The following is a 25,450-nucleotide window of genomic DNA, read 5'->3' as shown; positions in this document are numbered from 1 at the left end:
CTTCGAGCGATTCAATGCTCAGTCTCAGCGCACGGTGGCATTGCTTGACAGTCCTTCAAAACCACTTGTAAGATAGCTTACTTTTCGCGTATTTGGCCCGTTCTTTATTTATAGAAACGCTCTGCTCCGGCCAATCCAACCTCGGGTAGCGGCCTTCCTTGGCCTCAGATCCCATACGTCGCGACCCATCGGGTATGATGATGGAGTCTGCACGAAGGCCGGTTCAGAGCAGGTAGGTGTGTGTGGTGTATGGACGGTAAGCCCGACGTCGTGTCAGAACAGCCTGTACCAAGCCCCTCTGCTTCCCGCCTGGGTTGGGAAGAGTTTTCCCGCGAAATCGTAGAGTTTTTTGCGTCGATTAAGCTCGCGATGTTTCTGTTCATTGCCCTGGCTATGACCGCCACGATTGGGACGGTTATTCAGCAGGGTGAACGGGCGGAAACCTATGTTCAGGAGTATGGCGAAGAAGCCTACCGATGGTTCCTTCGACTCGGCTTCACCGACGTCTACCACACCTGGTGGTTCACCGGTTTGCTCGGCCTCCTCTGTGTGAATTCGCTGACCTGTTTCTATAAGCGCTTTCCCGGTGTCTGGCGTTCCATGCGCCAGGATAAGGTCAGCGTGTCGCGGGCGTTCATTCAAGGCCTGAGGAACCAGACGGTGCTGTCGGTCAGTGAGTCCACCGAACCGGTTGCAGAACGGTTGGTGAAGTTGTTCGGCGAAAAGGGGTATCGTGTGCTCGCGAAGAGTGATCCAGGCGAGGTCACGGTGTATGCCACGAAAGGGATCATGGGGCGGGTCGGTGCCCACGTTGCTCACCTTAGTGCGACCGTCATTGTCTTAGGTGGATTGATCGGGAGTTATTACGGTTTCCAGGAATTTGGGGTGTGCCTGGAAGGGCAGACATACCACATTCCACGAGGGAATTTTGACCTCCGTGTGGATAAGTTCTGGATCGATTACCACGAAAACGGATCCGTCAAGTCGTACAACAGTACCCTGACAGTCATCGATCAAGGCACGCCGACGATTACTAAGACGATTACGGTCAATGATCCGCTCGTGTATAAAGGGATCTGGTTCTACCAGTCGAGTTATGGGGATGCGTGGGATCAGATCGAGGTTGCGCGGTTGAACATCAAAGAGAAGGCAAACGACAAAGTGGTGGCGACGGTGGATCTCGAATGGAACAAGGAAAAGACCATCGAGGGATTGCCGTTAAAAGTGAAAATGACGGATTTTGTGGCTGATTTCGCCTTTAATTCGACGGAAAAAAAGGTCTTCTCTAAGACCGCCGAACATTCGAATCCGGCCATTCGGTTGGCGGTCGACGAGCGAAACACGGTTCAGTCGACGCCCTGGGTCTTCTATCACTATCCCGACCTCTTCGAGATCAAGGATTCTGCCTACCAATTCGAATTCATCGGGTACCAACCCAAAAAGTTCACTGGGCTGCAGATTGCGAGGAATCCCGGCATCAACATGGTGTGGGTGGGCTGTACGATGCTGGTCGTAGGTATGACCTTATCGTCGCTTATTTATCACCGCCGCCTGTGGGCAAAGGTGGTTCCTGATGAAATGGGCGTCAGGGTGTATGTGGGTGGGACGACGCACAAGAGTCAGATCGACTTCGACAAAGAATTTAGGAAATTGACCGAGAAGATCCAGGCGAAACCCCTCTCTTAAGCTGTTGCAGCCGCGATCGGGGCTGAGTTGTTCGGTCGCGCTGTCACCTACGATAGACGGAGGTCCGTATGATGCGTTCATTGTTTCTTTTCGATATGACCTTCTGGTTGTACCTGGCGGCGCTCGGGCTGTACGTCGGGTATTTGTTCGCGAAGCGACCGACTATGCAGCTTGCGGCAGCCGGCCATCCCATCGAGAACCTCGAAGAGCGTGACGGGGCTTGGGCGACCCAATTGGGTCAGGTGGCCACGTTAGTGACCGTGTTCGGATGGCTCTTGAATACGCTGGCTTTAGTCACGCGCGCATTCGAACGCATGCAGCACTCAGGCACATTTGCACCCTGGTCCAACCAGTTCGAAGCCATGGCCTACGTGTCCTGGGCGATCATCCTGGGATATGTGCTGTTGGAGTTTCGCTACAGGATCAAGGCCGTCGGGGCCTTCGTCGTCGGCATTGGGTTCATCGCGATGGGAGCGGCCTCACTCCTGCCCTATCGCTACCAGACCGCCGAGCCGCTCGTGCCGGCACTGAACAGCTATTGGATCTACATCCATGTGTCAGTGACGTTGACCAGTTATGCTGCGTTTGCCATGGCGGGTGGTTTGGGTCTGATGTACTTGTTCAAGGAGCGAGCCATCAATCGGGGCAGTCAATCCAGGTTTTATGCGGCCTTCCCGGACCTAGAGACGATTGATGAGCTGGGCTATAAGGCCATTATGTTGGGCTTTCCGCTACTCGCCTTCGGCATCATTCTCGGCGCCATGTGGGCGAACTATGCCTGGGGCGGCTACTGGAGCTGGGACCCGAAGGAAACCTGGTCTTTGATTGTGTGGTTGATCTATGGTGCTTATATCCATGCCCGCATGACACGAGGGTGGGAAGGGCATAAGGCTGCGGTGTATGCCATCTTTGGATTTCTGATGGTCATTTTTTGCTTCTGGGGCGTGAACTTCTTGCTGTCCGGCTTACACGCCTACGCATAACCCATGGCCGATCAATCCACCCAGCAATCCGTCGTTTCGCCCTCCCGGACCGGTCCGTCCCGCACGATCGTCGTGCTCGCTGCTGCCGCCATCCTCGGTGTGATGTTCCTGGTGGTGTGGCTCCAAAGTTCGAAGTACGAACCGCTGGTCGTGGGAAAAGAGGCGCCGGATTTCGAGTTGCCTGATTTGAACGACAAGCATCAACGGCTCTCTGATTACCGCGGTAAGGTTGTGTTCTTGAATTTTTGGGCGACGTGGTGCAAGCCGTGCCGTGAGGAGATGCCTTCCATGGAGGTGCTCTACAAGAACTTCGAGAAGGATGGATTGGTGATCCTGGCCGTCAGCATCGATCGGGTGACCACCAAGAAAGATATCCCGCCGTTTGTGAAGGGGTTGAGCCTCACCTTTCCCGTGCTCGTGGATTCGTGGGGGCAGACGGATAAACGGTATAAATTGATGGGCGTCCCGGAAACCTACATCATCGATCAACAAGGTATCCTCCGCGAAAAGGTGATCGGGCCCCGGGATTGGACGCGCTTGGACAATCTCAAGGTCTTGACGCAGCTCTTGAAGCCGGGCGAGAAAGCTGCCCGGTTGACTCCTTCGCAGGATGGTTCCGCGCTCTAGAGGGCACGATGAACCGTTGGTTCTTAATCCCGGTCTTGTGTCTTGGGTGGGCGGGTGCCGGGCCCTTGGGCGTCGAAGCCGACGATATCCGCAGCCCTGAGGCCGCGCCGTTGCTCGTTGCCGACCGCATTCCTCAGCTGAACGAAGAAGCTCCGAACTTCCTCCTGAAAGACTCGCAAGGGTTCAATGTCACGCTGGACCAATTTCGCGGAAAGGTCGTGCTGTTAAACTTTTGGGCCACTTGGTGCGGGCCCTGTAAGATCGAGATGCCGGCGATGGAGCGTCTGTACCGGTCATTCAGCAGGAAAGATTTCGAGATCCTCGCGGTGTCGACCGATGCTCAAGGGGCAGCGGTCACGCGACCCTTTCAGCAGGAGGTCGGGTTCACCTTCCCCGTACTGCATGACGCCGACTTCCGCATCGGCCTGCGGTATGGAGCACGTACTTTACCGATGACGTTTCTTATCGATCGCAAGGGTATTATCCGCAACCGCATTCCAGGCGCGCGAGATTGGAATACGCCGGAAGGCCGGCGTCTCGTCGAATCACTGTTACAAGGGTCCTAGGCATGACCGAATCGGTGCAATCGATCTCGCTGGTTGCGGCCTTTTCCGCCGGCCTGCTGTCCTTCGTCTCTCCCTGTGTGCTGCCGCTCGTGCCGTCCTACATTTCCTATATCACGGGCCTCTCGATCGAACAGCTGACCGATGTGTCGGAACGCAGCAAGTTCCGGAAGGCCATCGTGGTGAACTCTCTGCTCTTTATTGCAGGGTTTTCAGCTGTGTTCGTGGCGTTCGGCGCATCCGCCAGTTTGCTGGGGCAGGCCCTGATGACCTATCAGGAGCACCTGCGACGCTTCGGAGGCATCGTCGTTATCGTCTTCGGCCTCTATCTGTTGGGCGTATTGAATTTGAACTTCCTGAAGATGGAGCATCGCTACCAGTTTCGGAACCGTCCCGCCGGCCTTCTCGGGTCGTTTTTGATTGGGGTCGCCTTTGCGGCCGGGTGGACGCCGTGCGTGGGACCGGTGCTCGGCACCATCCTGCTCTACGCCAGCACCACCGAATCCTTGCTGAGTGGGGTTATTCTATTGACCTGCTATTCGTTAGGACTGGCCCTCCCGCTGTTCCTCACGGCCCTGGGGGTCGATCGGTTCCTCGGTTATTTCAAGGAAGTGCGCGCGTATCTCTGGGGAGTCTCGACCGTCAGCGGTGTCTTGCTGATCGTGGTGGGCGTGATGATTTATGCCAATTCACTCACGATGGTGACGAGTTTCCTGGAGCGGTACGGTATCGGCTGGTATCTCGGTCAGTAGCCTCGCCTCGATTCATTCCTCCCGCGGTACGTCCGCTACACAGACGCGTGCGAACGTGCCGTGACTCGATTACAATCGGCGCCTAACCCAATTGTGATGGGCGGATCATGGGATCAGGGATATGGACAAGACATACGATGTGGTGATCGTGGGAATGGGGCCTGCCGGGGCCGCCGCCGCAGCGGTGCTGAGTCGAGGTGGATTGACCGTGCTGGGGATCGACAGGGAGCGGCACCCGCGCTACAAGGTCTGCGGCGGCGGGCTGTCGGCGCGGATCGAGCGGGTCCTGGATCCGGGCTTCCGCTCGGTGATCGAACAGACCGTCACCGGCGTGCAGTTTGTCTACTGTGGGCAAGAGCCGCTGCTGCTCGAATCATCGCAGCCGATTGCCTACATGGTGATGCGTGATCGCTTCGACCACTGGCTGCTCCAAGAAGCTGTGAAGAGTGGGGCGGATATCGAGACCGGTGAGGGGGTGACCGGGCTTCGGCAGGACGTCGACGGTGTCGAGATCCTCACCGCGCGTGGCCGTTGTCGCGGTCGAATCGTCATCGGCGCGGACGGTGCCAACAGCGTGGTGGCGCGGAATCTGTTTCCCGACCGCGCAGTACATCGTGTGCCGGCGGTGGAGAGTGAAGTACCCATCGGGGCAGACCCGCATTTCCCTGGTCCTGCCACGATTTTGGTCGATGTCGGCGCGGCGCGGCAAGGATATGGCTGGATTTTCCCCAAGCAGGGGCGGTTGTCTGTGGGAGTGGGGGAGTTTCGTCGAAAATCAACCGGTTTGCATCAGACGTTTGACCGATTTGTCCAGATGGCGCAGGGGCTCAATGGACGGACGGTGCCTCGTCCGGCGGGCCATCCGATCCCTGCTTTCTCGGAGGGAGAGGGCGGAGGGATGATCCAGCTGACGAATGGCCGTGCGCTCCTAGTCGGGGATGCAGGACACCTCGTCGATCCGCTGTTCGGAGAGGGCATCTATTATGCGGTGTGCTCCGGCGAGTTAGCTGCCAGGTCGATTCTCGCTCATCCGCAGGATGTCGGTGCGGCGCTCCAAGCCTACCAGCAGGCGGTGGGGCGGGAGATCCTTCCCGATTTTCGGATCACTGCCAGGATTGCCCGGGTCCTCTACGCCTTTCCACGCCTCGGGTTCAAACTCTTGCGCCGCTATCGAGATGTCGTGCAGTACTATTTTGAGGTATTGCAAGGCCGAATATCCGCCGAACAGTTCCTGGTGGAGGCGAAACAGCGGGTAAAGGCGTCGGTCAATGACTTGCTCTTAGAAGCCTTGTACCTGCGGTAAGGTCGGTGAGTAGGAGAAGGGCAGGTCAGCACCAGGCGCCTAGGCGGCAAGAAACGAAGGACTGGCGCAGTGAAAGATTTGGAGTGCTCCGTAACGTCGAGAGGTTCGGAGCCGAGGCAGCCTTGATGCCGGAGGCAGAGGCCAACAGTCCCGGAGCAAGCTGAGGAGCCGGCTCAGTGGCGGCTGCTACGGACGTGGGCGGGGTCGTCGCCGGCTTCTTCTCCAATTTAGCCAACAATCGGCGGCCATCGCCGACGAAGTCGCTATTCGGGTATTTTTCCGCCAAGAGGCGAAGTTTTTCTGCCGCCCAGTCATCTGCCCCCAACTCGCGATAGGTCAAGGCGAGTTGGTAGAGGGCCTCGGGGGCTACCTTCTTGTCCGGATAGTCCTTCATGATTTGATCGAATCGGTGTGCGGCGGCCAGGTACGAGGCGCGCCGGAAGTAGAAGTGTCCGACGAACAGGTGGGTTTGAGCTAGCCAATCATGGCAATCTTCCAAGCGCTGGAGGACTTGCCCTTCGTATTTGCTGCCTGGAAACTCCTTGCGCAATTTCTCGAATGCTGCAATGGCCTTTTGAATCGGTTCAGGATCACGGTCAATGGACTTGGCCATTCGGAGGTGGCTTTCTCCCAGCCGAAATTGGGCATATACAGCCAGCTGATGGGATCGGTGCAGTTCGAGGAAATGCTGGTACTCGACGATCGCCTCGGCGAACTCTTCCTTCTCAAAAAAAGCCTCGCCCCGCTTCATGATGACATTCGGATCGTAGTTCTTTTCGATGGTATCGCCGAGGAAGATCTGTTCATCCGTGCCGCTGACTGGCTTCCCTTGGGCGGTTGTTGCCGATTTGCTGGCGCAACCTCCGGTTAGAGAGACGACAGCCAACAGAATTCCAACCGACACATACAACCCCCTTGAATGCAGCGGCATTCAGCGACTCCTCGTGCAGATGGGTGGATGAAACGTAAATCCACAATTTTTCTAGCAGATCGATAGGGGAAAAGCAACGGATTCATTGACGAAACGGTTGACCCTCCCGGGCGTGGGACCTATAATCTCGCCGCACCGCGCGAGGATACAGTGATCGACAGCAAGGGCCGTGAAACCTTAGGAGATCGGTGGGAAGTCCGTGACGCGTAGTCGCATCGTCGGGACTGGTTCTTGTGTGCCAGTTCGGATCGTCGAGAATGAAGAGGTGGGGGCTCCGCTCGGGCTCGGCCAGGCCAAGATCGAGGCTCTGACCGGGATCCGGACCAGGCATTGGGCGGCGCCGGCCGAGGCATCGTCCGATTTGGCCGTGGCGGCAGCCCTCAAAGCCTGTGAAGCTGCCGGCATCGCGCCGAGTTCTCTGGAGGCCATCCTCGTTTCAACCACCTCCCCGGACAGCGTGTTTCCCTCCACGGCCTGTCATGTTCAGCGAGCGCTGGCTGCCAAGGGAGTGCTCGCCTTCGACCTATCGGCCTCCTGCTCTGGGTTTCTCTATGGGTTGTCTATGGCTGATGCCATGATTCGAGCCGGACAAGTTGCCTCCTGCCTGGTTGTCGCCTCGGAAGTGAAGTCGCGGTCGCTTGACCTCAGGGACAAAGAAACCGCCATCCTGTTTGGCGATGGGGCCGGGGCGGTCGTCCTCCGGCGAAACGACGACTCCCGGCCGGACGCTTCCGGAATCCTGGGGCTGCGTCTCTACGCGGACGGTGCGGGCCACGACCTCATCAAGATCCAGGCCGGAGGCTCGCGTATGCCCCTGTCAACCGATCGGCTTCAGGCCGGCGATCATCAGTTGCGCATGAAAGGGAGTGCGGTGTTCCGTTCGGCGGTGCGTCGTCTGACGCACGCCATCACGGAGTTATTGAAGGAATTCGGGCTGACAGTCGCAGACCTGAAACTCGTCGTGGCCCACCAGGCCAACGCCAGGATCTTGGAGCATCTTCAACGGCGGCTCGCGTTGTCGGCGTCGGCGGTCCATTCGGTCATCGATCGCTACGGCAATACCTCGTCGGCTTCGTTACCCATCGCCTTGGACGATGCCGTGCGCGCAGGGCGCCTCGGTGCCGGGGATGTCCTCCTCATGGGGGCGTTCGGCGGGGGACTTACGTGGGCGACCGGTGTGGTTCGATGGTGACCGTGTTCGAGTAGAAAGGACGTTATGTTCGGTCTCATTCCTCGTGAAGAAGCCTTTTTCGATCTCTTCAAGAACGCGGCGCACAATATGATCGAGGGCAGTCGTTTGCTGAAGGATATGACGGAGGATTTCCGCAATCCGGTTGAGAAGGCCGAGCGCATCAAAGAAGTCGAACACATCGGTGACGGCATCACCCATGAGATTGCGCGGAAATTGAATCAAACCTTCATTACGCCCATCGATCGTGAAGACATCCACGACCTAGCCAGCGCGCTCGATGACATCTTGGACGTCGTCGAAGCCATTGCCGACCGATTCGTGCTCTACAAGGTGACGGCGCCGACCGAAGCGGCGATCAAGCTAGCCAATGTGTTGTATCAAGCGGCAGTGGAAGTGGGGGCGACGGTCGATCTGCTGGGGAAATCGCACCCCACCGTCACGGAATGCAGCGTGCGGGTGAACAGCCTTGAAAATGAAGCCGATCGAATTTCGCGTGATGCCATTTCCGCCCTGTTTGAAAAGGAAACCGATCCCATCGCGGTGATCAAGTGGAAAGAGATCTACGAGAATTTCGAAGCGGGGACCGATCGCTGCGAAGACGTGGCCAACATTCTGGAGCGGATCGCCCTCAAACATACCTGAGCGCCTCCGGCCGGTCGAACGACCGCACTTTCGAATCATCTCAACGGTAGGAATCGGCATCCATGGCTGAATTGAGCGGGCTGTTGTTGATCGTCGTCGTACTGGCCCTACTCTTCGACTTTTCGAACGGCTGGCATGACAGCGCCAATGCCATTGCGACGGTGGTTTCCACCCGCGTGGTGAGTCCGACGACGGCCGTACTCGTGGCGGGAGTACTCAACGTCGCCGGAGCGTTCATGTCGACGGCGGTGGCCAAAATGGTCGGCACGGGTATCGTCGATCCCCAGTCGGTCACTCAGGTGGTGGTGGCCTCGGCGTTGGCCGGTGCGATCGTATGGAATTTCATGACGTTGATGCTGGGGCTTCCCACCAGCTCTTCGCATGCCCTGATCGGCGGTTTGGTCGGTGCGGCCTTGGCGCACGGCGGGACGGCGGCCGTGAAGTTTTCCGGACTGCGGGCCGTGCTGGAAGCCATGGTGTTGTCTCCGTTCTTCGGCTTCGCGATCGGCCTCGTCCTGATGGTCATCCTGAGCTGGATTTTTTTTCGCGTGCCGCGGGCGATCGCCCTGCGATTGTTTTCACGGATGCAGTTGATCTCCGCCAGCTTCATGGCCTTCAGCCATGGCGCCAATGACGCGCAGAAAGCCATGGGCATCATCACCTTGGCGTTGGTGTCGTCCGGCGTGTTGCAGACGGCGGAGGTCCCCACCTGGGTGATCGGATCCTGCGCCGTGGCGATGGGGCTTGGGACGGCGGTCGGGGGCTGGCGCATCGTGCGAACCTTGGGCATGCGCATCGTGAAGCTGGAGCCGGTCCATGGGTTTGCCGCCGAGACCGGCGCGGCGATCGTGTTGCTGGCGACCGCGCATTTCGGCCTTCCGGTCAGTACCACGCACACCATTACCTCTACGGTGATGGGCGTCGGGGCGGTCAAACGACTGTCGGCGGTCCGTTGGGGCGTGACGCGGCGGATTCTCTCCGCCTGGCTGTTCACGCTGCCGGGTGCTGCCCTGCTCGCGGTGGTGTGCTACCTGATCTTGTCGAAGGCGGCGTAAACAATTCGCGCGACAACGGAAGCCGCACGACGAATCGGCTGCCTCTGGGATCGTTTCCCTCCACCCACACCTGTCCGTGATGCGCCTCTACAATGTGTTTCACGATGGCAAGCCCCAGGCCGGTGCCCCCCAGCTCACGCGAACGGGCCTTGTCCACACGGTAGAACCGTTCGAACACGCGAGGGCGGTCTCCCTCCGGAATGCCGATCCCTGAGTCCGCTACCACGACCTCGACCATCGAGTGCTCCGCTGTGACGGTGCCTTGAGGCGCCGAATGGAGCGTGATGGCAATGCGGCCGTCGTCGGGCGTGTACTTGACCGCATTTTCCAGCAGGTTGATGAACACCTGTACCAGCCGCTCCTCATCGCCCAGGACGAGGACCGGGTCCTTGGGCAGCGATAGCTCGAGCCTGTGCCGCTTTTTGTCGGCTAGGGGTTTAATCACGGCCAGGGTCCGTTCCAACAGTGCGCGCAGTTCCACCGGTTCGTGCCGGAACAACACCTGACCGGATTCGATCTGGGAGAGCTGGAGGAGGTCGTCCAGAATGAGGTTGAGCCGATTGCTCTGCCGCATGATGATTTCCAGAAAGCCCGTGGCCGTCTCCGGGTCGTCTTTCCCGCCGTCCAACAGCGCCTCCACGTAACCCTTGATCGAAGTCAGCGGGGTGCGGAGTTCGTGCGACACGTTGGCCACGAAGTCCTTGCGGATCTTTTCCAGCCGCCGCAGCTCCGTGATGTCGTGGAAGACGAAGACTGCGCAGGCCTCGTGTTCCTGACTCCCGCCGGCGATCGAGGCCTCCACGCGCAGACAGCGGCCGCTCGGCGACAGGGTGATTTCACCGCCTTGGCCCGTGCGGGTCTGAAGCACGGACGACACGAGGGCATTCAGGCCTTCGTGTCGGATGAGGTCGGCATAGTGGCGCCCGCGTGATTCCGTCAGCCCCAGGGAGAACATTCGTTCGAGTGCCGGATTGACCTGTACGACCGTCCCGCGATAGTCCAAGACCATTACGCCTTCCACCATGGCGATCAACATCGCCAGGAGTTGCGCACGATCGTCGGACACTTCCTTGATCTTCAACTCCAGCTGTTCGGTCATCTGATTGAGGGTCTCCGCCAGGAGGCCGACCTCGTCCGTCGATGAGACGGCCAGCCTGCCGCCGAGCGTGCCGCCGGCCAGCCGGCGGGCGGCGGCGGCCATATCCGACAGTGGTTTCGTCAGGTTGCGCGAGACCCACAGGCTCAGCGCCATGGCGACGAGAAAGGCCGCCCCGAATGCGGCGGCCAAGTTGCCTTGAACGTACCGGACCCGTTCATCTATCGAGGTGAGCGGCAATCCGAGTCGGACAACCGGCGTGCCGGCCTGTTTGGCGGCCGGCGGCACCAGTAGCAGCGCCACATAATAAGTCCGTTCGCCCGTCGTCTGGCTGGCTCGAATGTCCGTCCCGAGGCCGGCTGCCAACGCCATCGACACTTCCGGACGAGACAGATGGTTATCGATGTCCGCGAGACCCTCAGGAGAGACCGCACTATCGGCCAAAACGGTGCCGTCCTGCCGAATGATGGTGATCCGGACCCTCGCCTGTCGGCTCAGTTCCATCACGGTGTTGTGGAGCAGGGACGAGGGGACAGCCTGGCCAGGGAAGGTGAACAGCGGTCGGAGGGACATAGCGGCGAGCGCGCCGCGGACCTCAAGCATGTCCGCGATCCGACTCATCTCCGTCTGTTCGATCGAACGAACGACCAGCCAACCGGCAAGGAGCAAGCCGGCAAGGACGGCGGCCAGGGTGCCGAGAGTGACTTTCCAGCGGATGCCGAGGTTCATGCAGGCATGTCGGATTCGCGAAGCTTGTATCCGAGAGACTTGATCGACACGATGGCGTCGTTCAGAAGCGGGATCTTCTGCTTCAGCCGACGCACGTGAACATCGACCGTGCGGGTGGTGCCGTAATAGTCATACCCCCACACCGCGTTGAGCAGCACGTCGCGCGTGAGCACGCGCCCGAGATTGCGCAGCAGATGCTCCAACAGCCCGAACTCCTTGGCCGTGAGGGTGACTTCTTGCCCGTTCAGGCGAACTTCATGGCGCGAGAGGTCGACGGTCAGGGGGCCGTATTGATAGTGCGTGTGGGGATGGGCTGCGTTCCATTCGAGCCTGCGGAGCAACGCCTTCACCCGGGCTACCAGCGCTTTGGGGCTGAAGGGTTTCGTGACGTAATCGTCTGCGCCGAGTTCCAAACCGATCACCGTGTCGGACTCTTCGGCCTTGGCGGTCAGCATGAGAATGGGCAGGAGAGCGGTGTCCTGATTCAGGCGGATGCGCTTGCAGACCTCCAGCCCGTCCATTTCGGGCAGCATGAGATCAAGGATGATGAGGTCGGGGTGCTCGGCCTTGACTTGGCGGAGGCCTTCGGTTCCCGTCATCGCCGAGACCGTCCGATAACCTTCTTTTTCGAGGTAGAGTTTCACGAGTTGGAGAATGTCCTTCTCGTCTTCCACGATCAGTATTTTCTTGTGGTTGCCTGTCGACATGGCGGGATTCTCCCATAATAGGCCTGTCGTCTCAAGCGATGGGCGAGACAGGTGGGGACCGAAGTGTTGACGGAGCGGGCGGGTCTGACGTAAGGTGAGCGACGGAAAGGTGGATGCCCCTGTCCGTGGCAATGGTTGCGGTTGAAGGGCGATGAAGGGAAACGGACCAACCATGAAGATCTATTTAGCGAATCCACGCGGATTTTGCGCAGGCGTTGACCGCGCGATCGATATCGTCGACCTCTCGTTGAAAAAGTACGGCGCTCCCATCTACGTGCGCCATGAAATCGTCCATAGCCGCCACGTCGTCAATTCGCTCCGGCAAAAGGGCGCGGTGTTCGTGGAGGAGTTGAATGAGGTGCCAGAGGGATCGGTCGTGATTTTCAGCGCGCACGGCGTGGCGAAGTCCGTCTGGCAGGAAGCGCAGAGCCGCCGGCTCCACGTCATCGACGCGACCTGCCCTCTCGTCATCAAGGTGCACAACGAGGTCAATCGCGACTACACCCAGGGGTATGAACTGATCCTCATCGGCCATGCGGGACATCCGGAGGTGATCGGCACCTTGGGGCAGATTCCCGACAAGTTCCATTTGGTCTCGTCGGTCGAAGACGTCGAAAAGCTGCATGTCGAGGATACGCAAAACCTCTCCTATGTCACGCAGACGACGCTCAGCGTCGATGAGTGCCGTGACATCGTCGAGGCGCTGCATCAACGGTTTCCGAACATCAAGGGGCCGCACCAGGAAGATATTTGTTACGCCACCCAGAATCGGCAAAATGCCGTCAAGGCCCTCTCCAAGCTGGTCGATGTCATTCTCGTGATCGGGTCGCCCAACAGCTCCAACTCGAACCGCCTTCGGGAACTCGGCGAACATTGCGGAATTCCCTCCTACCTCATCGATGCCGCGTCGGACATTGACCCGGCGTGGTTGAAAGATGCCAAGGCCGTCGGCATTTCCGCTGGGGCGTCGGCGCCGGAAGTCTTGGTAACCGAGGTGGTGGCCTACCTGAAGACGTTGGGGTCGTCGAAAGAGGTCGAAGAGCTGACCGTGATTGAAGAAGACGTCGAATTCCTGCTGCCGAAGGAGTTGGTGACTATCGAATCAGCTTCACGCGTCGCTGCGCCAGCGAACTGACGCGGCTGCTCCGTCCGTTGCACCTACGTAGATCCTGTCAAAATCCTCCATATCTTGGGGGATGCTTCCAGTTGTCCTACTACATCGGGTATTTTGGTTTTGATTTGCCGGAATCGCTGTGATAGAAGGTCTGCGATTTCGCGCGGGCGATGACGCCCCTCTCACCCCCTTGTCTGGAGGTCGCCGGTGTATCTGAAGTCATTGGAAATGCTCGGCTTCAAGTCGTTTGCAGAGGCGAAAATTCAATTTCCCAAAGGCATCACGGCCATCGTCGGCCCGAACGGCAGCGGCAAAAGCAACGTGGTCGATTCCATTCTCTGGGTGCTGGGCGAACAGAGCACGAAAACACTGCGCAGTGAGCGGATGGAAGACGTGATCTTCAACGGCACTGAACTTCGGAAGCCTCTGGGCCTAGTGGAGGTCTCCCTGATCATCGGGGGGTTGGGAGAGTTGCGGTTGGACTCGATCTCCGGCTTGCCCAGCCAGCTGGGTGAGTATCAGGAATTGATGATTACGCGACGGCTCTACCGCAACGGCGACAGTGAATACCTCATCAACAAGACCCCCTGTCGACTCAAGGACATTCGGAATGTTTTGATCGAGACCAGAGCCGGGTCGAAGGGGCACACGGTGATCGAGCAGGGCCGGATCGAGCAGATCCTGCAGGCATCTCCGCAAGATCGGCGCGAGCTGATCGAGGAAACCGCCGGCATCGTGCGGTACAAGAAGCAGAAAAGCGAGGCGCTTCGAAAGTTGGAGTCCACACAGCAGAACCTGCTGCGTGTGCGGGACATTGTGGCCGAGGTGAAAAAGCAGCTGAACTCGCTGGAGCGGCAGGCGCGGCAGGCCCGAACATACCAGACCCTCCAACAGGAAGTGCGCGGGCTCGAGATCGAGTTGCTGTCACGCGACTATCGGACGATGCGTGCGGACTTGGAGGCCGTCGAACGCGAGGCGGGCGAGGTGGAGGCTCAGGAAACGGAACAGATCACCGAACAGGCTCGCCTGGATACCGAACAGGAAGCCATTCGGCTACGTATGACCGAAGCGGCGGAGGTGATGGCGCGGGTGCGTGACCGGTTGGCGGCTACGGAGCAGCGGCAGTCTCAGGCCCTGACGGCGGCGGAGGTGGAGCGGAATCGGACGGAACTGTTCGAGCGGCAACGGACGCAGGCTGGGCAGGAGATGGATCGGCTCGTGGGGGAGCAGGAGCAGGCACAGGCCGAGATCGAGGAACTTCGCGGCTTGCTGCTCCAGTTGGAAGGCGACATTGCGGCGCAGGAGGGGCAGTTCCAGCAGGCCGACGCTGAAGCCAAGACGCTGGCCGGCCAACGTGCCGCTGCCGTGGCGGAAGAAGAACGCGCCCGGCGTGATGTGTTGAATCTCGCCGTGTTGGCGGCCAACACCGAGCAAAGCCTCACTCAGGTGACGGTGCGGGGGCAGGAAGCCGCCGCTCGGGCCGAGCGGGTGGCGCAGGAGCGGGAAGCTGTGGCCCAGCAGGTGGCCGGCTTGAATGAACAGCGGCAACTCCTGAGCGCGCAACGCGAGGAGGCCGGCCGGCAGATCGGCGAGCTGATGGCCGAGCGTCAGACGGCGACCGAGCGGATCGACGCGCTCGGGACCCGCATTGCCGGGCTCGATCGCGACGTCGTCCGTTTTTCCGAAGAGGTGGCCGGTGTCGAGTCTCGCTTGGGGACGCTGCAGGCGGTGGTGCGCGAGGAGATGGGGTACGGCAAGGAGGGAGAGGAGGACGGCACTGCCTTGAAGGCCTGCGAGGGCGTGCATGAAGCGCTGGCTGAGTGGCTGGTGATTCCGCCCGGCCTCGATCGTGCCGTCGAGACGATTCTCGGCGACCGTGTGCACGGGTGGTTGGTGGATACGCCGGCCGAGGGCTTCCGCGCGGTGGAGTTTCTCAAGGGAAAAGACTTGGGACGGGGCTCGTTCCTGCCTCAGCACTTGCGTTGGACATCCGAGGCCTCCCCTGCAGCCTCGACCACATGGTGGCCGGCGCTGGAGGGGCGTCCCGGGGTGGTGGGACGGGCGGTGGACTTAATCAGGGCGACCGGCGAGTCGGAGACGGCGCTCCGGTATCTGTTCGACGGCATCGTGATCGTCGACTCCTTGGCCGTGGCCCTCTCGCTCTGGCAAGAGCAGCAGGGCGCGGCTGTTCCTGGACCGACCTTCGTCACGCTCTCCGGCGAAACTCTGGACGCCGCCGGTGTCATGACTGGCGGGGGGGGCGGGATCGGGGCGGGGTTGTTGCAGCGGCGACGGGAAGTGCTCGAGTTGGAAGCGCGCCGAACTCAGGCGGTGGAGGCGCTCGAGCAAGCCAGGGCGGCCCGTGAGGACGCGTCGCTCGAATTGGGCGTGGTGCGTGATGACGAGCAACGGCTTGCGCGGGCCATTCGCGAAGCGGAAATGCTGGAACTCTCCCTCCAGAAGGACGATGCCGGGGTGGAACGACAGTGCGGTGAGTTGCACCGTCGTGTGGGTCGCCTGGGCGAGGAACTCCAACAGACGGTGGCAGAGCAGGCGAAGTTGGAGGAGGAACTGCGTTCCAGTCAGGCTCAGCTCGCGCAATGGGTGGCGGAAAAAAACGGGCAAGAGGTGGGGCTGGCCCGCTTGCGCGAACGACTGCAGACGATCGAAACCCAAAGCATGACCGTCCAGCAGCGGCTGACTGAGGTCCGCTTGGCGCTCGAGGGGATGCGCGGGCGTCGGGCGCACAGTGCGAACGATGTCGCACGCTTCACGCAGCGGCTTGAAACGGCGCATCAGCGAAGCCGGGAATTGGAGGAACAGGTGGCCGGGTTGGTCCAGTCGATCGAAGAGAGCCGGGAGGAACAGACTCGGCAGGAGGCCCTGTGCCGAGAGCTGGGGGCCGAGGTCGACGGAATCAAGGCGGAGTTGGTGGCTACGCAGGAACAACAGGCTCAGGAAATGGCCGGGCTCCATGCGGTGGAAGAGGCATTGGCGGCGGTTCGGCAGCGGCTGTCCGCTCTGCACGATCGGCGCATGGCGGCGGAGATCCGAAAGGCAGAGGTCAAGACCCAGCTCTCGACGATCGAAAGCACCTTGGTCGGCACCTATCAATTAGATCCTGCTTCGCTGCTTGTCGCAGCGGGAGACGGTCAGGCGGCAGGAGAGGACGAGGCGCCCCAAGTCTCGCCGACGTTGTTGGAGACGCCGCAATTACGGGAACAGATCCAAAAGATCCGCGAGCGGTTGGATCGCATGGGTGCCATCAACCTAGCCGCCATCGATGAACATCGCGAACTGGAGGAGCGGTATCAGTTCTTGACGACCCAGGAGCAGGACCTCTCGACTTCCATCGCTTCGCTCAAGGAGATCATCCAGCGGATCAACCGGACGACCAAGGACATGTTCGTCGAGACCTTCAATGAACTGCAGGAGAAGTTTCGCGAGGTCTTCACCCAATTCTTCCCGGGCGGTCGCGCCGAGCTGCAGCTCATCGAAGAGCCGCCGGAAGGGGAGACGGAGGAGGCCGGGGGGCGGGAGCCCGGCGTGGAGATCGTCGCGCAGCCGCCGGGCAAGCGGCTGAAGAGCATCACCATGTTGTCCGGCGGGGAGAAGACGTTGACGGCGATGGCGCTCTTGATCGCGAGCTTTCTGATTCGTCCGACGCCGTTCTGCATTTTGGACGAAATCGACGCGCCGCTCGACGAAGAGAACATCGGACGGTTCACGGCGGTGCTGCGCAGTCTCTCGACTTCGGCGCAGTTCCTGGTCATTACGCACAATAAGCGGACGATGGCCATGGCCGATTCATTGTTCGGCGTCACGATGCAGGAACCGGGTGTGTCGACGTTGATTTCGGTGAAGTTGGCGGATCTGCAGCCGGTCTGACGCCGGCTGCCTGTCCTGTCGTTCCCTTGACTGCACTTAATGAGTTTGTTATACAACTCCGCTAACGGTGAGTGCTGATATCCTGCGGCTTTATGCGACCTTTGTCTGTTTGATTGATGGAACCGTCTCGACTATCGATCCCGCCGTCTCTGTCTGATTCACGGCACAACGCTATGCGACTTCTGAAGAGTTTCTTCAATCGTCTCTCTGATGGTCTGCTGGTGCAGGTGCCCAGTCGGATCAGGGCTGCCCGTGATTTTGCCTCGGAACCCGTCTTGCGCCTCGTCGGCGGGAAATCCAACGGTTCAGTGGCGGTCGATAGCTCGTCGAAGCGGGCGCCGTCCCATCCGAGCGGTCAGCTCGAAGCCTTGGAGGAAGCGCTGCGCAAGAGCCAAACCTGGTTCCTCGCGCGCCAGAACGCGACCGAAGGGTACTGGGTGGCCGAACTGGAAGCCGACACGACCCTCACCTCCGAGTACCTCATGCTGCGGCGGTTCATGAATTGCGTCGATCCCGAGCGTGAGCAGAAGGCGGTGCGGTACTTCAAGTCCGCCCAACTGCCGAGCGGGGGCTGGCCCATTTATCACGGTGGCCCGGCCGATATCAGCGCCTCGGTGAAAGCTTACTTCGCCTTGAAGCTCAGCGGAGTCTCGCCGAACGAGCCCTTCATGGAGGCGGCGCGAAAGTGCATCCTCGACATGGGGGGCGTGACCGCGGCGAACGTGTTTACGAAGATCGCCTTGGCGCTCTTTGGGCAGTACGACTGGCGCGGTGTCCCTAGCATGCCGCCCGAGATCATGCTCCTGCCCAAGCGGTTCTACTTCAGCATCTACGCGATTTCTTATTGGTCACGCGCGGTCGTCATTCCGCTGTTGATCATCTTTGCCAAGCGGCCGCTGTGCCGAATTCCCAAGGAGCAAGGCATCGACGAGCTGTACAAGGAGCCGCTGGACCAGATCGATTACAGCGCGTTCCCTCCGTTCAAGAAGGATCGCACCTGGTTCACAGCCAAGAACTTCTTCATCACTCTGGACGGGTTGCTCAAGATCTATGACCGTTCCCCGGTGGAGTGGCTCAGGCAACAGGCACTCAAGCGCGCCGAATCCTGGATGCTCGACCACATGAAGGGAAGCGGCGGCCTCGGTGCGATTTATCCCGCCATGGCGAATTCCGTCGTGGCGTTGAATTGTCTCGGGTATGCCAACGACGATCCGCTGGTGGTCAAGGCGATGCAGGAAATCGAAGAGCTCGAAATCCACGATCGGGTGCAGGAGAACGGCCAGAGTGTCGACGCCATGCATCTGCAGCCCTGCCACTCGCCCATTTGGGATACGGCGTTGCTCATCAATGCGCTGGTGGAGGCCGGTATGCCTTCCGACCATCCGGTCCTGCAGAAGGCCGGCGAGTGGTTGCTGTCGAAACAAACCAAAACCGTGGGAGACTGGATCATTTCCTCCCCAGGCGCGGAACCGGGTGGCTGGTACTTCCAGTTCGAGAACGAATTGTATCCCGACGTGGACGACTCGGCCGTGGTCCTGATGGCTCTCGCCAAAGTGCGCCTGCCGGATGAGGCGCGTCAGTATCAAGCGATGTGTCGCGGATACCGTTGGGTTGTGTCCATGCAGGGGTCCGACGGCGGATGGGGCGCCTACGATGTCGACAACAATCGCATCGTCTTCAATTACATCCCCTTCGCCGACCACCGCGCGCTGCTGGATCCCAGCACGGCCGATTTGGCGGGACGCTGCCTGGAGATGCTGGCGACCTTGGGCTATGACTGGACCCATCCCTCCGTGGCCTCGGCCCTGGCCTTCTTGAAGAAGGATCAGGAGGCGGATGGCAGCTGGTACGGCCGCTGGGGCGTCAACTACATCTACGGCACCTGGTCGGTGTTGTCGGGGTTGCGCGCCATCGGTGAAGATGTGTCGTCTCCCTCTATTCGTCGAGCGGTGGCCTGGCTGGAATCCAAACAGAATCCGGACGGGGGCTGGGGAGAATCCTGCCTCTCGTACGCCGATCTCTCACAGAGCGGGCGCGGCGAGAGCACGCCCTCGCAGACGGCCTGGGCCCTATTGGCCTTGATGGCGGGTGGTGTGACCGATTCATTCAGCTTGGCCCGCGGCATTCACTATCTCATTCGGAACCAGCGCAAAGATGGATCGTGGGAAGAAGTACGCCATACCGGAACGGGTTTCCCGCGCGTCTTCTATCTCCGGTATCACTGGTACTGCCAGTACTTCCCTCTCTGGGCCTTGGCGATGTATCGCAACCTGAAGACTCGTGGCACCACGAGGGCGGAAGAATTGCGCTTGCAAGCCTACCACTCAGGACAATTCCGGTCGCCGCGTTGACGGTGTGCGTCCCTTCCCTCCGACATTCCTTGCCATCATTCCCGAGGAACCCACGTGACCGCGATCGGTGTGTTCGTGGCCACCAGATGGGAGATGAATGCCGTTGGCCAGGCCTTTCCAGGCAATCAGAGCCTGGCGCTGGGAAGCCTCCGCTGCGTTGTGGCGCGATGCGGCTCCACCGAGTGGTGGATCATCCCGATGGGAGTCGGTCCGGAACGGGCAACGCAGAGTGCGCAGGTCGCCCTGTCGGCGCAGGAGTTCGCCGCAGTCTGGTCGACGGGGTTTGCCGGGGCGATGCGACAGGCCCGCATCGGCGACGTGCTGGTTGGTAGGGACGTGGTGACGGATGATGACCCAGGGGCCGGTGGCGCTGCCTATGCCGCAGATGCCGGCCTGGTGGCGTGGGCGCAGCGTGCCTTGGCGACTCAGCAGCTCAGTGCTCAGGTCGGACGGTTCGTCTCGGTCGGCCGAGTCATTTGCCGGGCCGAGGACAAGAAACGTCTGGCCGTCGCCCAGGGCGCAATCGGACTCGACATGGAAAGCGCGGCCCTCGCCCTGGTGGCCTCACGATGGAAGATTCCTTTTGCGATCGTGCGCACCGTGTCGGATTTGGTGGATGAGGATCTTCCGCTTGACTTCAACCTGTTTCTCAGGCCATCTGAGTGGGTCAAGGGAATCGCCGCCTGCCTGGCTCACCCGACGAGCCTGCTCGGACTGAATCGGCTGCGCGTGCAGAGCCGCCTGGCCGGCGAGCAGCTCACCGCGGTATTTCGTGCCTTCGCCCAACTCGCTGCAGCCGACGGCATCGCCTGACCGGCGAGGGACCGGTTAGCTGCTGCAAGGAGTCGGAGGAGAGGAGCAGAGGGAGTGGAAGCCATCACCCGCATCGGCCGCTACACGCTCAACCTCACCGAGGAAATGGGGCGGATGATGTTGTTCGTCCTGTCGTCCATGGCCTGGCTGACGCGCCCGCCCTTTCGGATCTATCAGATCATCAAGCAGCTCAATTTCATCGGGTACAAATCCACCTTCGTCGTCGTGCTCACGGCGGTGTTTACAGGCATGGTGTTGGGCCTGCAAGGGTATTACACCTTGCGCAAGTTCGGTTCTGAAGCCGTGTTGGGGTCGGCCGTGGCGCTCAGCATCATTCGGGAGTTGGGGCCCGTGCTGGCCGCTCTCATGGTGACGGCGCGCGCGGGATCGGCTATGACGGCGGAGATCGGCATCATGCGGATCACGGAACAGATCGACGCCCTCGACACCATGGCGGTGAATCCCCTGCAGTACTTGATCGGTCCCAAGCTGGTCGCCGGCATCGTGGCGGTGCCGCTCCTCGTCGCGTTGTTCGACGTCGTCGGCATCTACGGGGGCTATGTGGTCGGTGTCCAATTGCTCAACGGGAACGAAGGGGCCTATTGGAGTTCGATCGAGTCCGCCGTGGAATGGAAAGATGTGTACGGCGGCATTTTGAAATCCATCAGTTTCGGGCTTCTGATCAGCTGGGTCTGCTGTTACAAGGGGTTCCATACGAAGCACAGCGCTGAAGGGCTGGGGACGGCGACGACGGAAGCGGTAGTGTTATCGGCGGTGCTGATTCTCGTGTGGGACTATTTCCTGACCTCGGTATTGCTGTAAACACGGAGCGCGGGCTTCCTCGACGTGGTGTCATGATTCAACTGGTGGGAGTGGAAAAGACGCTGGGCGGCCAGTCGGTGTTGCGGGGGGTGAATCTGGAGGTCCCCGCAGGTAAGTTGACGACTATCATCGGCCGCAGCGGCGAGGGGAAAAGCGTGCTGCTCAAACACATCATCGGCCTGATGCAGCCGGATCGCGGTCAGGTCTTGATCGATGGAACGGACATTTCACGCCTCAAGGGCAAGCCCCTCAATGAGGTGCGGAAGAAGTTTGCCATGCTGTTTCAGGGGGCGGCGCTGTTCGATTCGATGACGGTGTTCGAAAATGTGGCCTTCCCGTTGCGTGAGAAACTGAGGCTGAAGGGGGAGGCGGTGACGCGACGGGTCGACGAAAAACTGTCGCAGGTGGGATTGGCCGGCATGGGTCATAAGTTTCCTGCGGAACTCAGCGGCGGCATGCGGAAGCGGGCGGGATTGGCGCGCGCCTTGGTCATGGAGCCGGAGATCATCCTGTTCGACGAGCCGACGACCGGACTTGACCCCTTGATGGCCAAGGCGATCCATGACCTGATCGTGTCGATGCAACAGCAGTTCGGCTTCACCGCCATCATGGTCAGCCACGAGATCCCCGAGATTTTCGGCATCTCCGACTATGTCGCCATGTTGAAGCAGGGGCGGATCGCCGAGATGGCGCCGTCCAGCGAGTTCGTGAAGACGAAGGATCAGGAGATTCGGGAATTTATTTTCGTCGGAGGGACCGTCACCGTGAAAGGCGCAACGGTATCGTCCCTCTGAGAGGAGCAGGTATGGAGCGCGCGAAAGTCGAATTGCTGGTCGGGGTCTTCGTGCTGGTGGGCCTGGCCTGTCTCGGGTACCTCTCCATCAAGTTGGGCAAACTGGAAGTGATCGGGGGCAACAACTACGCCGTGCAGGCGGAGTTTACGTCGGCCTCCGGGCTCAAGGCCGGAGCCTCGGTGGAGATCGCCGGTGTCGAAGTCGGGCGGGTGCGCGGGATCGGACTGAACAGCGACCGTGCCGTGGTGACGCTCTCGATCCAAGACGGCGTGAAGTTGTATTCGGACACGATCGCCTCCATCAAGACGCGCGGCATCATTGGAGACAAGTATCTGGCCCTATCGGTCGGCGGCGGCGGCGATGAGCTGAAACCAGGCGACAAGATCCGCGATACCGAATCCGGACTTGATCTCGAAGAACTCGTCAGCCAGTATGTACACGGCCAGGTGAAGTAGTCTGCCACTCAAGGGAGAGGTGGGGCATGCAAGGAATGCGATGGATGATCATGGTGGCGCTGCTGGCGCTACAGATAGTGGTGGGTGGGGTGCCGTCCGCGCTCGCGGGGGCGGCGACCGATTCAATCAAGTCCACGATCGACGAGGTGCTCAGGATTCTGAACGATAAGGAACTGAAGGCTCCAGCCAAGCAGGAAGATCGCCGGCAGCTGTTGGAGAAGGTGGTGGCGGCGCGGTTCGATTATTCCGAAATGTCTCATCGCTCGCTGGGCGTGCAGTGGAATCAGTTGTCGGATAAGGAGCGCCAGGAGTTCGTCGAGCTGTTCCGAACGCTGTTGACCAATACTTATGCCGATCGGGTGGAGGGCTACTCCGGCGAACGGGTGCAGTACATCAACGAGCGGACGGAGAAGGAATATGCGGAGGTGCGCACCAAGGTTTTGTCGGCAAAGACCGAAATCCCGATGGACTATCGGCTGTTGAACAAAAATAACGATTGGCGCGTGTACGACGTAGTGGTCGACGGCGTCAGTCTGGTCAAGAATTACCGCGATCAGTTTACGAAGATCCTCCACACCTCCTCGTATTCCGACCTCGTCGACCAACTCCGCAAGAAATCCGAAAAGATCAAGGGCCCGTAGCCTGTCGAGGCGCGGGACCTCTGCCGGCGAGTGTCATGCGGTGTGACTATTGGTTTGCCAGTCCGATTCTCCTGGCGCTGGCCGGGCTCTTTGCCCTGCTTGCCCCTCTCGATCTGCGCGCCGACACGCAGATTTTTCCCGTCCCCTCGGTGGCCACCACCAAGAACGACGGCAACGACGCCGGCCTCATTGTCCCGATCCTGATCGCCGATCCGGACGGCGAGTTGAAATACCTGATGGCCCCGATGTTGATTCAGAATTCCATCGTGGGCACCAGGGGCGTCTTCAACTTCTTCAAGTATGAGCCGGGAGGGCGGCAGCTCCGGTTCATCGCCTCGCTGACCGAACGGATCGAGCGGAAGGTGCTTCTGGATTATGTCGATCCGGCCTTCGGCAACGGGCAGTATTTCCTCAACTTCGGCGGCACGTTCTTCAAGAACGCCACCTCCCGCTTCTTCGGCCTGGGACAAACCACCGTGCAGAACGATGAGTCGAACTACACGGCCCGCGAAGCCCGCGCCTACTGGCGCCTGGGGCTCTACGCAAACGAGGTGACCCAAATTTCCGTGGGGCAACGTGTGCGGCAGGTACGGCTTCAACGGGGCGCGACGGATTTGCCCTTTTCGGTCGACCAGTTTCCGACCGTCGAGGGAATCCATGGAGAATCGATCATCATCGGGCACCGCGCTTCCTTCTATTACGACACCCGCGACAGTTTGATCACCCCGACCGATGGCGTCGCCATCACCGCCTACGCCGAACTGAACCAGAATTTGCGGAGCGGCGACCATCCGGTCTTTTCGCGGTACGAAATCGAGGTCAAGAAGCTGTTTCCCAGCGAATCGAAACGCGCCATCCTGGTCGTGCGCGCCGACCTGCAGGCTACGCTCGGGTCGGAGGTGCCGTTTTTCGAGCAGTCGTCCTTGGGCGGTCAAAACAACCTGCGCGGATTCGGCCAGGACCGGTACATCGACAAACACCTGATTGCCTTCAGCATCGAGGAACGCATCCATGTGCTGCGGACCAAGCTCGCGGGGGTGACGGCGGATTTCGAAGTGGCCCCCTTCCTCGATACGGGGCAGGTGTTCAATTCATTCAAGGATGTGAGCTTTCAAGACTATCGGATGACGCCGGGGTTAGGGTTTCGAGCGATCGTACGGCCCAACGTCGTCGGCCGGGTCGACTATGGCTATAGCCGTGAGGGTGGAGCAGTGTTCGCAGGATTGGATTTCCCCTATTAGTGGGTGATGGACCACGTGACGCCCAGAGCGAACTGGCGGCTTCTATGGGTGCTCGTCGCGCTCGCGCCCCTCTGCGCCGCGGCCCCTTCCCTGGGAGCCGAAGGTTTCGGTCCCTTCCCCGTACGGAATTTCCAGGCGCTGGCGCAATTGGTCCTGGCCATGCCGGGCGAGCAGGCCACGGTGCTGCGCAAGGGCGACTTCGATGTGCGCCTCGAACTGGCCAACACCGCCAGCATCGCCAGAGACAGCGAAGAGCAGGCCGAAGTCTCCATGAAGTTCGAGACGCTGCGCTCCGGCCTGTTTTTGCGGTATGGGTTGACGGATCGGCTGGAACTGGGCGCAGAAGTGCCGGTGTTGCACCGGTATCGTGGCTTCATGGAGGGGGCTATCTTGGGAGTGGAGCGCGCGACCACCGGAGAGGCGCCGGCGCGAACGGCCCTGCGGGACACCGGCTATGCCTTCAACATCAGCAATCGACAGAGGACGATCTTCCAGGGGAACGAGGGGGCGACCGGGCTGGGAGACATTTCGTTTTACAGCAAGTATCAGCTGCTACGGGAAAGCAGTAGTCTGCCGGCCTTGGCGGTGCGGCTGGGAGTCAAGGCGCCGACGGGCGATACGGGGGAAGTGTTTGGGAGTGGCCATCCCGATGTCGGCATCGGGGTGGCTGTCCAAAAGACCTTCGCCGCCAACTGGATCGTCTATGCGAACGTGAACGGGATTTTCCCCACGGGCAAGATCGCCGGCCTGGGCGTGCAGCCGGTGATGACCGGGCTGGTCGCCGTGGAGTATCTTTGGTCGGACAATCTCTCGTTCACGGCCCAGTTCGATTATTATTCGCCGCCGTTTCATGGGACGGGCACGCGGGTGCTGGACAAGGGCGTAACCGAGTCGGTCATCGGGGTGAGTTATCGCATTTTGCCGCAGCTCATCTGGCAACTGTACGGGGTGGAGAATTTGGATTTCATCACCGGAAGCGCCGCGGACTTCACCGCCTCGACCCTCTTCACCTATCGCTTCCGATCCTGACTAGGGCCGAACGGCCCTCCTAGCGACACGTGAATC

General features: G+C 60.2%; 21 protein-coding genes and 1 pseudogene. 19 read left to right on the top strand and 3 right to left on the bottom strand.

The window, feature by feature from the left end:
• Positions 1-249 precede the first annotated feature (249 nt).
• The 6 genes and pseudogenes from HRU82_07470 (at position 250) to HRU82_07445 (ending at position 5,914) form a co-directional block, all read left to right on the top strand.
• On the top strand, positions 250-1,686 hold the full coding sequence (locus tag HRU82_07470) for a cytochrome c biogenesis protein ResB (GenBank protein QOJ34790.1): 1,437 nt from the start codon (positions 250-252) through the stop codon (positions 1,684-1,686).
• 68 nt (positions 1,687-1,754) lie between these two features.
• A complete protein-coding gene (gene ccsB / locus HRU82_07465) occupies positions 1,755-2,669 on the top strand; it encodes a c-type cytochrome biogenesis protein CcsB (protein ID QOJ34789.1) in 915 nt (304 codons plus the stop codon).
• Positions 2,670-2,672: 3 nt separating this feature from the next.
• Positions 2,673-3,296, top strand: coding sequence for a TlpA family protein disulfide reductase (locus HRU82_07460; protein QOJ34788.1), 624 nt, complete (start codon positions 2,673-2,675; stop codon positions 3,294-3,296).
• A gap of 107 nt (positions 3,297-3,403) precedes the next feature.
• Positions 3,404-3,862: pseudogene (locus HRU82_07455) on the top strand (TlpA family protein disulfide reductase).
• Between the two features lie 2 nt (positions 3,863-3,864).
• Positions 3,865-4,611 (top strand): cytochrome c biogenesis protein CcdA, encoded by a 747-nt coding sequence (locus HRU82_07450; protein ID QOJ34787.1) that lies wholly within the window; start codon positions 3,865-3,867, stop codon positions 4,609-4,611.
• Positions 4,612-4,732: 121 nt separating this feature from the next.
• Positions 4,733-5,914 (top strand): geranylgeranyl reductase family protein, encoded by a 1,182-nt coding sequence (locus HRU82_07445; GenBank protein QOJ34786.1) that lies wholly within the window; start codon positions 4,733-4,735, stop codon positions 5,912-5,914.
• Positions 5,915-5,939: 25 nt separating this feature from the next.
• On the opposite strand, the gene bamD is transcribed toward HRU82_07445, so the two are convergent.
• Positions 5,940-6,845, bottom strand: a complete 906-nt coding sequence (gene bamD / locus HRU82_07440) for an outer membrane protein assembly factor BamD (protein ID QOJ34785.1) — start codon at positions 6,843-6,845, stop codon at positions 5,940-5,942.
• A 199-nt stretch (positions 6,846-7,044) separates the two neighbouring features.
• Here bamD and HRU82_07435 point away from each other — a divergent pair, with 199 nt between their 5' ends.
• The 3 genes from HRU82_07435 to HRU82_07425 all read left to right on the top strand — a co-directional run bounded on the left by HRU82_07435 (position 7,045) and on the right by HRU82_07425 (position 9,734).
• On the top strand, positions 7,045-8,037 hold the full coding sequence (locus HRU82_07435) for a beta-ketoacyl-ACP synthase 3 (protein QOJ34784.1): 993 nt from the start codon (positions 7,045-7,047) through the stop codon (positions 8,035-8,037).
• A gap of 24 nt (positions 8,038-8,061) precedes the next feature.
• Positions 8,062-8,679, top strand: a complete 618-nt coding sequence (locus tag HRU82_07430; GenBank protein ID QOJ34783.1) for a DUF47 domain-containing protein — start codon at positions 8,062-8,064, stop codon at positions 8,677-8,679.
• Between the two features lie 62 nt (positions 8,680-8,741).
• Positions 8,742-9,734, top strand: coding sequence for an inorganic phosphate transporter (locus HRU82_07425; GenBank protein QOJ34782.1), 993 nt, complete (start codon positions 8,742-8,744; stop codon positions 9,732-9,734).
• Here HRU82_07425 and HRU82_07420 read toward each other — a convergent pair.
• Together HRU82_07420 and HRU82_07415 are read right to left on the bottom strand one after the other, a co-directional pair.
• On the bottom strand, positions 9,670-11,559 hold the full coding sequence (locus HRU82_07420; GenBank protein QOJ34781.1) for a HAMP domain-containing protein: 1,890 nt from the start codon (positions 11,557-11,559) through the stop codon (positions 9,670-9,672). The genes HRU82_07425 and HRU82_07420 overlap by 65 nt on opposite strands.
• On the bottom strand, positions 11,556-12,266 hold the full coding sequence (locus tag HRU82_07415; protein ID QOJ34780.1) for a response regulator transcription factor: 711 nt from the start codon (positions 12,264-12,266) through the stop codon (positions 11,556-11,558). Before HRU82_07415 ends, HRU82_07420 begins: the two co-directional genes overlap by 4 nt.
• 172 nt (positions 12,267-12,438) lie before the next feature.
• Here HRU82_07415 and ispH point away from each other — a divergent pair, with 172 nt between their 5' ends.
• From ispH to HRU82_07365, 10 genes are all read left to right on the top strand, one after another.
• Positions 12,439-13,401 (top strand): 4-hydroxy-3-methylbut-2-enyl diphosphate reductase, encoded by a 963-nt coding sequence (ispH, locus tag HRU82_07410; protein QOJ34779.1) that lies wholly within the window; start codon positions 12,439-12,441, stop codon positions 13,399-13,401.
• Positions 13,402-13,587: 186 nt separating this feature from the next.
• Positions 13,588-17,268, top strand: coding sequence for a chromosome segregation protein SMC (gene smc / locus HRU82_07405; protein QOJ34778.1), 3,681 nt, complete (start codon positions 13,588-13,590; stop codon positions 17,266-17,268).
• A gap of 173 nt (positions 17,269-17,441) precedes the next feature.
• Positions 17,442-19,619, top strand: a complete 2,178-nt coding sequence (gene shc, locus HRU82_07400; protein ID QOJ34777.1) for a squalene--hopene cyclase — start codon at positions 17,442-17,444, stop codon at positions 19,617-19,619.
• Positions 19,620-19,673: 54 nt separating this feature from the next.
• The gene (locus tag HRU82_07395; GenBank protein ID QOJ34776.1) at positions 19,674-20,432 is read left to right on the top strand and encodes a hypothetical protein; all 759 of its coding nucleotides are present in this window, start codon (positions 19,674-19,676) and stop codon (positions 20,430-20,432) included.
• Positions 20,433-20,537: 105 nt separating this feature from the next.
• The gene (locus tag HRU82_07390; GenBank protein ID QOJ37144.1) at positions 20,538-21,254 is read left to right on the top strand and encodes an ABC transporter permease; all 717 of its coding nucleotides are present in this window, start codon (positions 20,538-20,540) and stop codon (positions 21,252-21,254) included.
• Positions 21,255-21,286: 32 nt separating this feature from the next.
• Positions 21,287-22,048, top strand: coding sequence for an ABC transporter ATP-binding protein (locus HRU82_07385; GenBank protein QOJ34775.1), 762 nt, complete (start codon positions 21,287-21,289; stop codon positions 22,046-22,048).
• Between the two features lie 11 nt (positions 22,049-22,059).
• Positions 22,060-22,503, top strand: a complete 444-nt coding sequence (mlaD, locus tag HRU82_07380; protein QOJ34774.1) for an outer membrane lipid asymmetry maintenance protein MlaD — start codon at positions 22,060-22,062, stop codon at positions 22,501-22,503.
• Between the two features lie 26 nt (positions 22,504-22,529).
• Positions 22,530-23,144: an ABC transporter substrate-binding protein gene (locus HRU82_07375; GenBank protein QOJ34773.1), complete on the top strand. Its 615-nt coding sequence runs from the start codon at positions 22,530-22,532 to the stop codon at positions 23,142-23,144.
• A gap of 35 nt (positions 23,145-23,179) precedes the next feature.
• Positions 23,180-24,385: a BamA/TamA family outer membrane protein gene (locus HRU82_07370; GenBank protein QOJ34772.1), complete on the top strand. Its 1,206-nt coding sequence runs from the start codon at positions 23,180-23,182 to the stop codon at positions 24,383-24,385.
• A gap of 15 nt (positions 24,386-24,400) precedes the next feature.
• On the top strand, positions 24,401-25,414 hold the full coding sequence (locus HRU82_07365; protein QOJ34771.1) for a DUF3187 family protein: 1,014 nt from the start codon (positions 24,401-24,403) through the stop codon (positions 25,412-25,414).
• Positions 25,415-25,450: the final 36 nt, after the last annotated feature.

The organism is Nitrospira sp. (assembly GCA_015709715.1).
Taxonomy (GTDB): domain Bacteria; phylum Nitrospirota; class Nitrospiria; order Nitrospirales; family Nitrospiraceae; genus Nitrospira_A.
The sequence above is the reverse complement of the archived record's forward strand: the minus strand, read 5'-3'. Positions and strand labels throughout refer to the sequence as shown.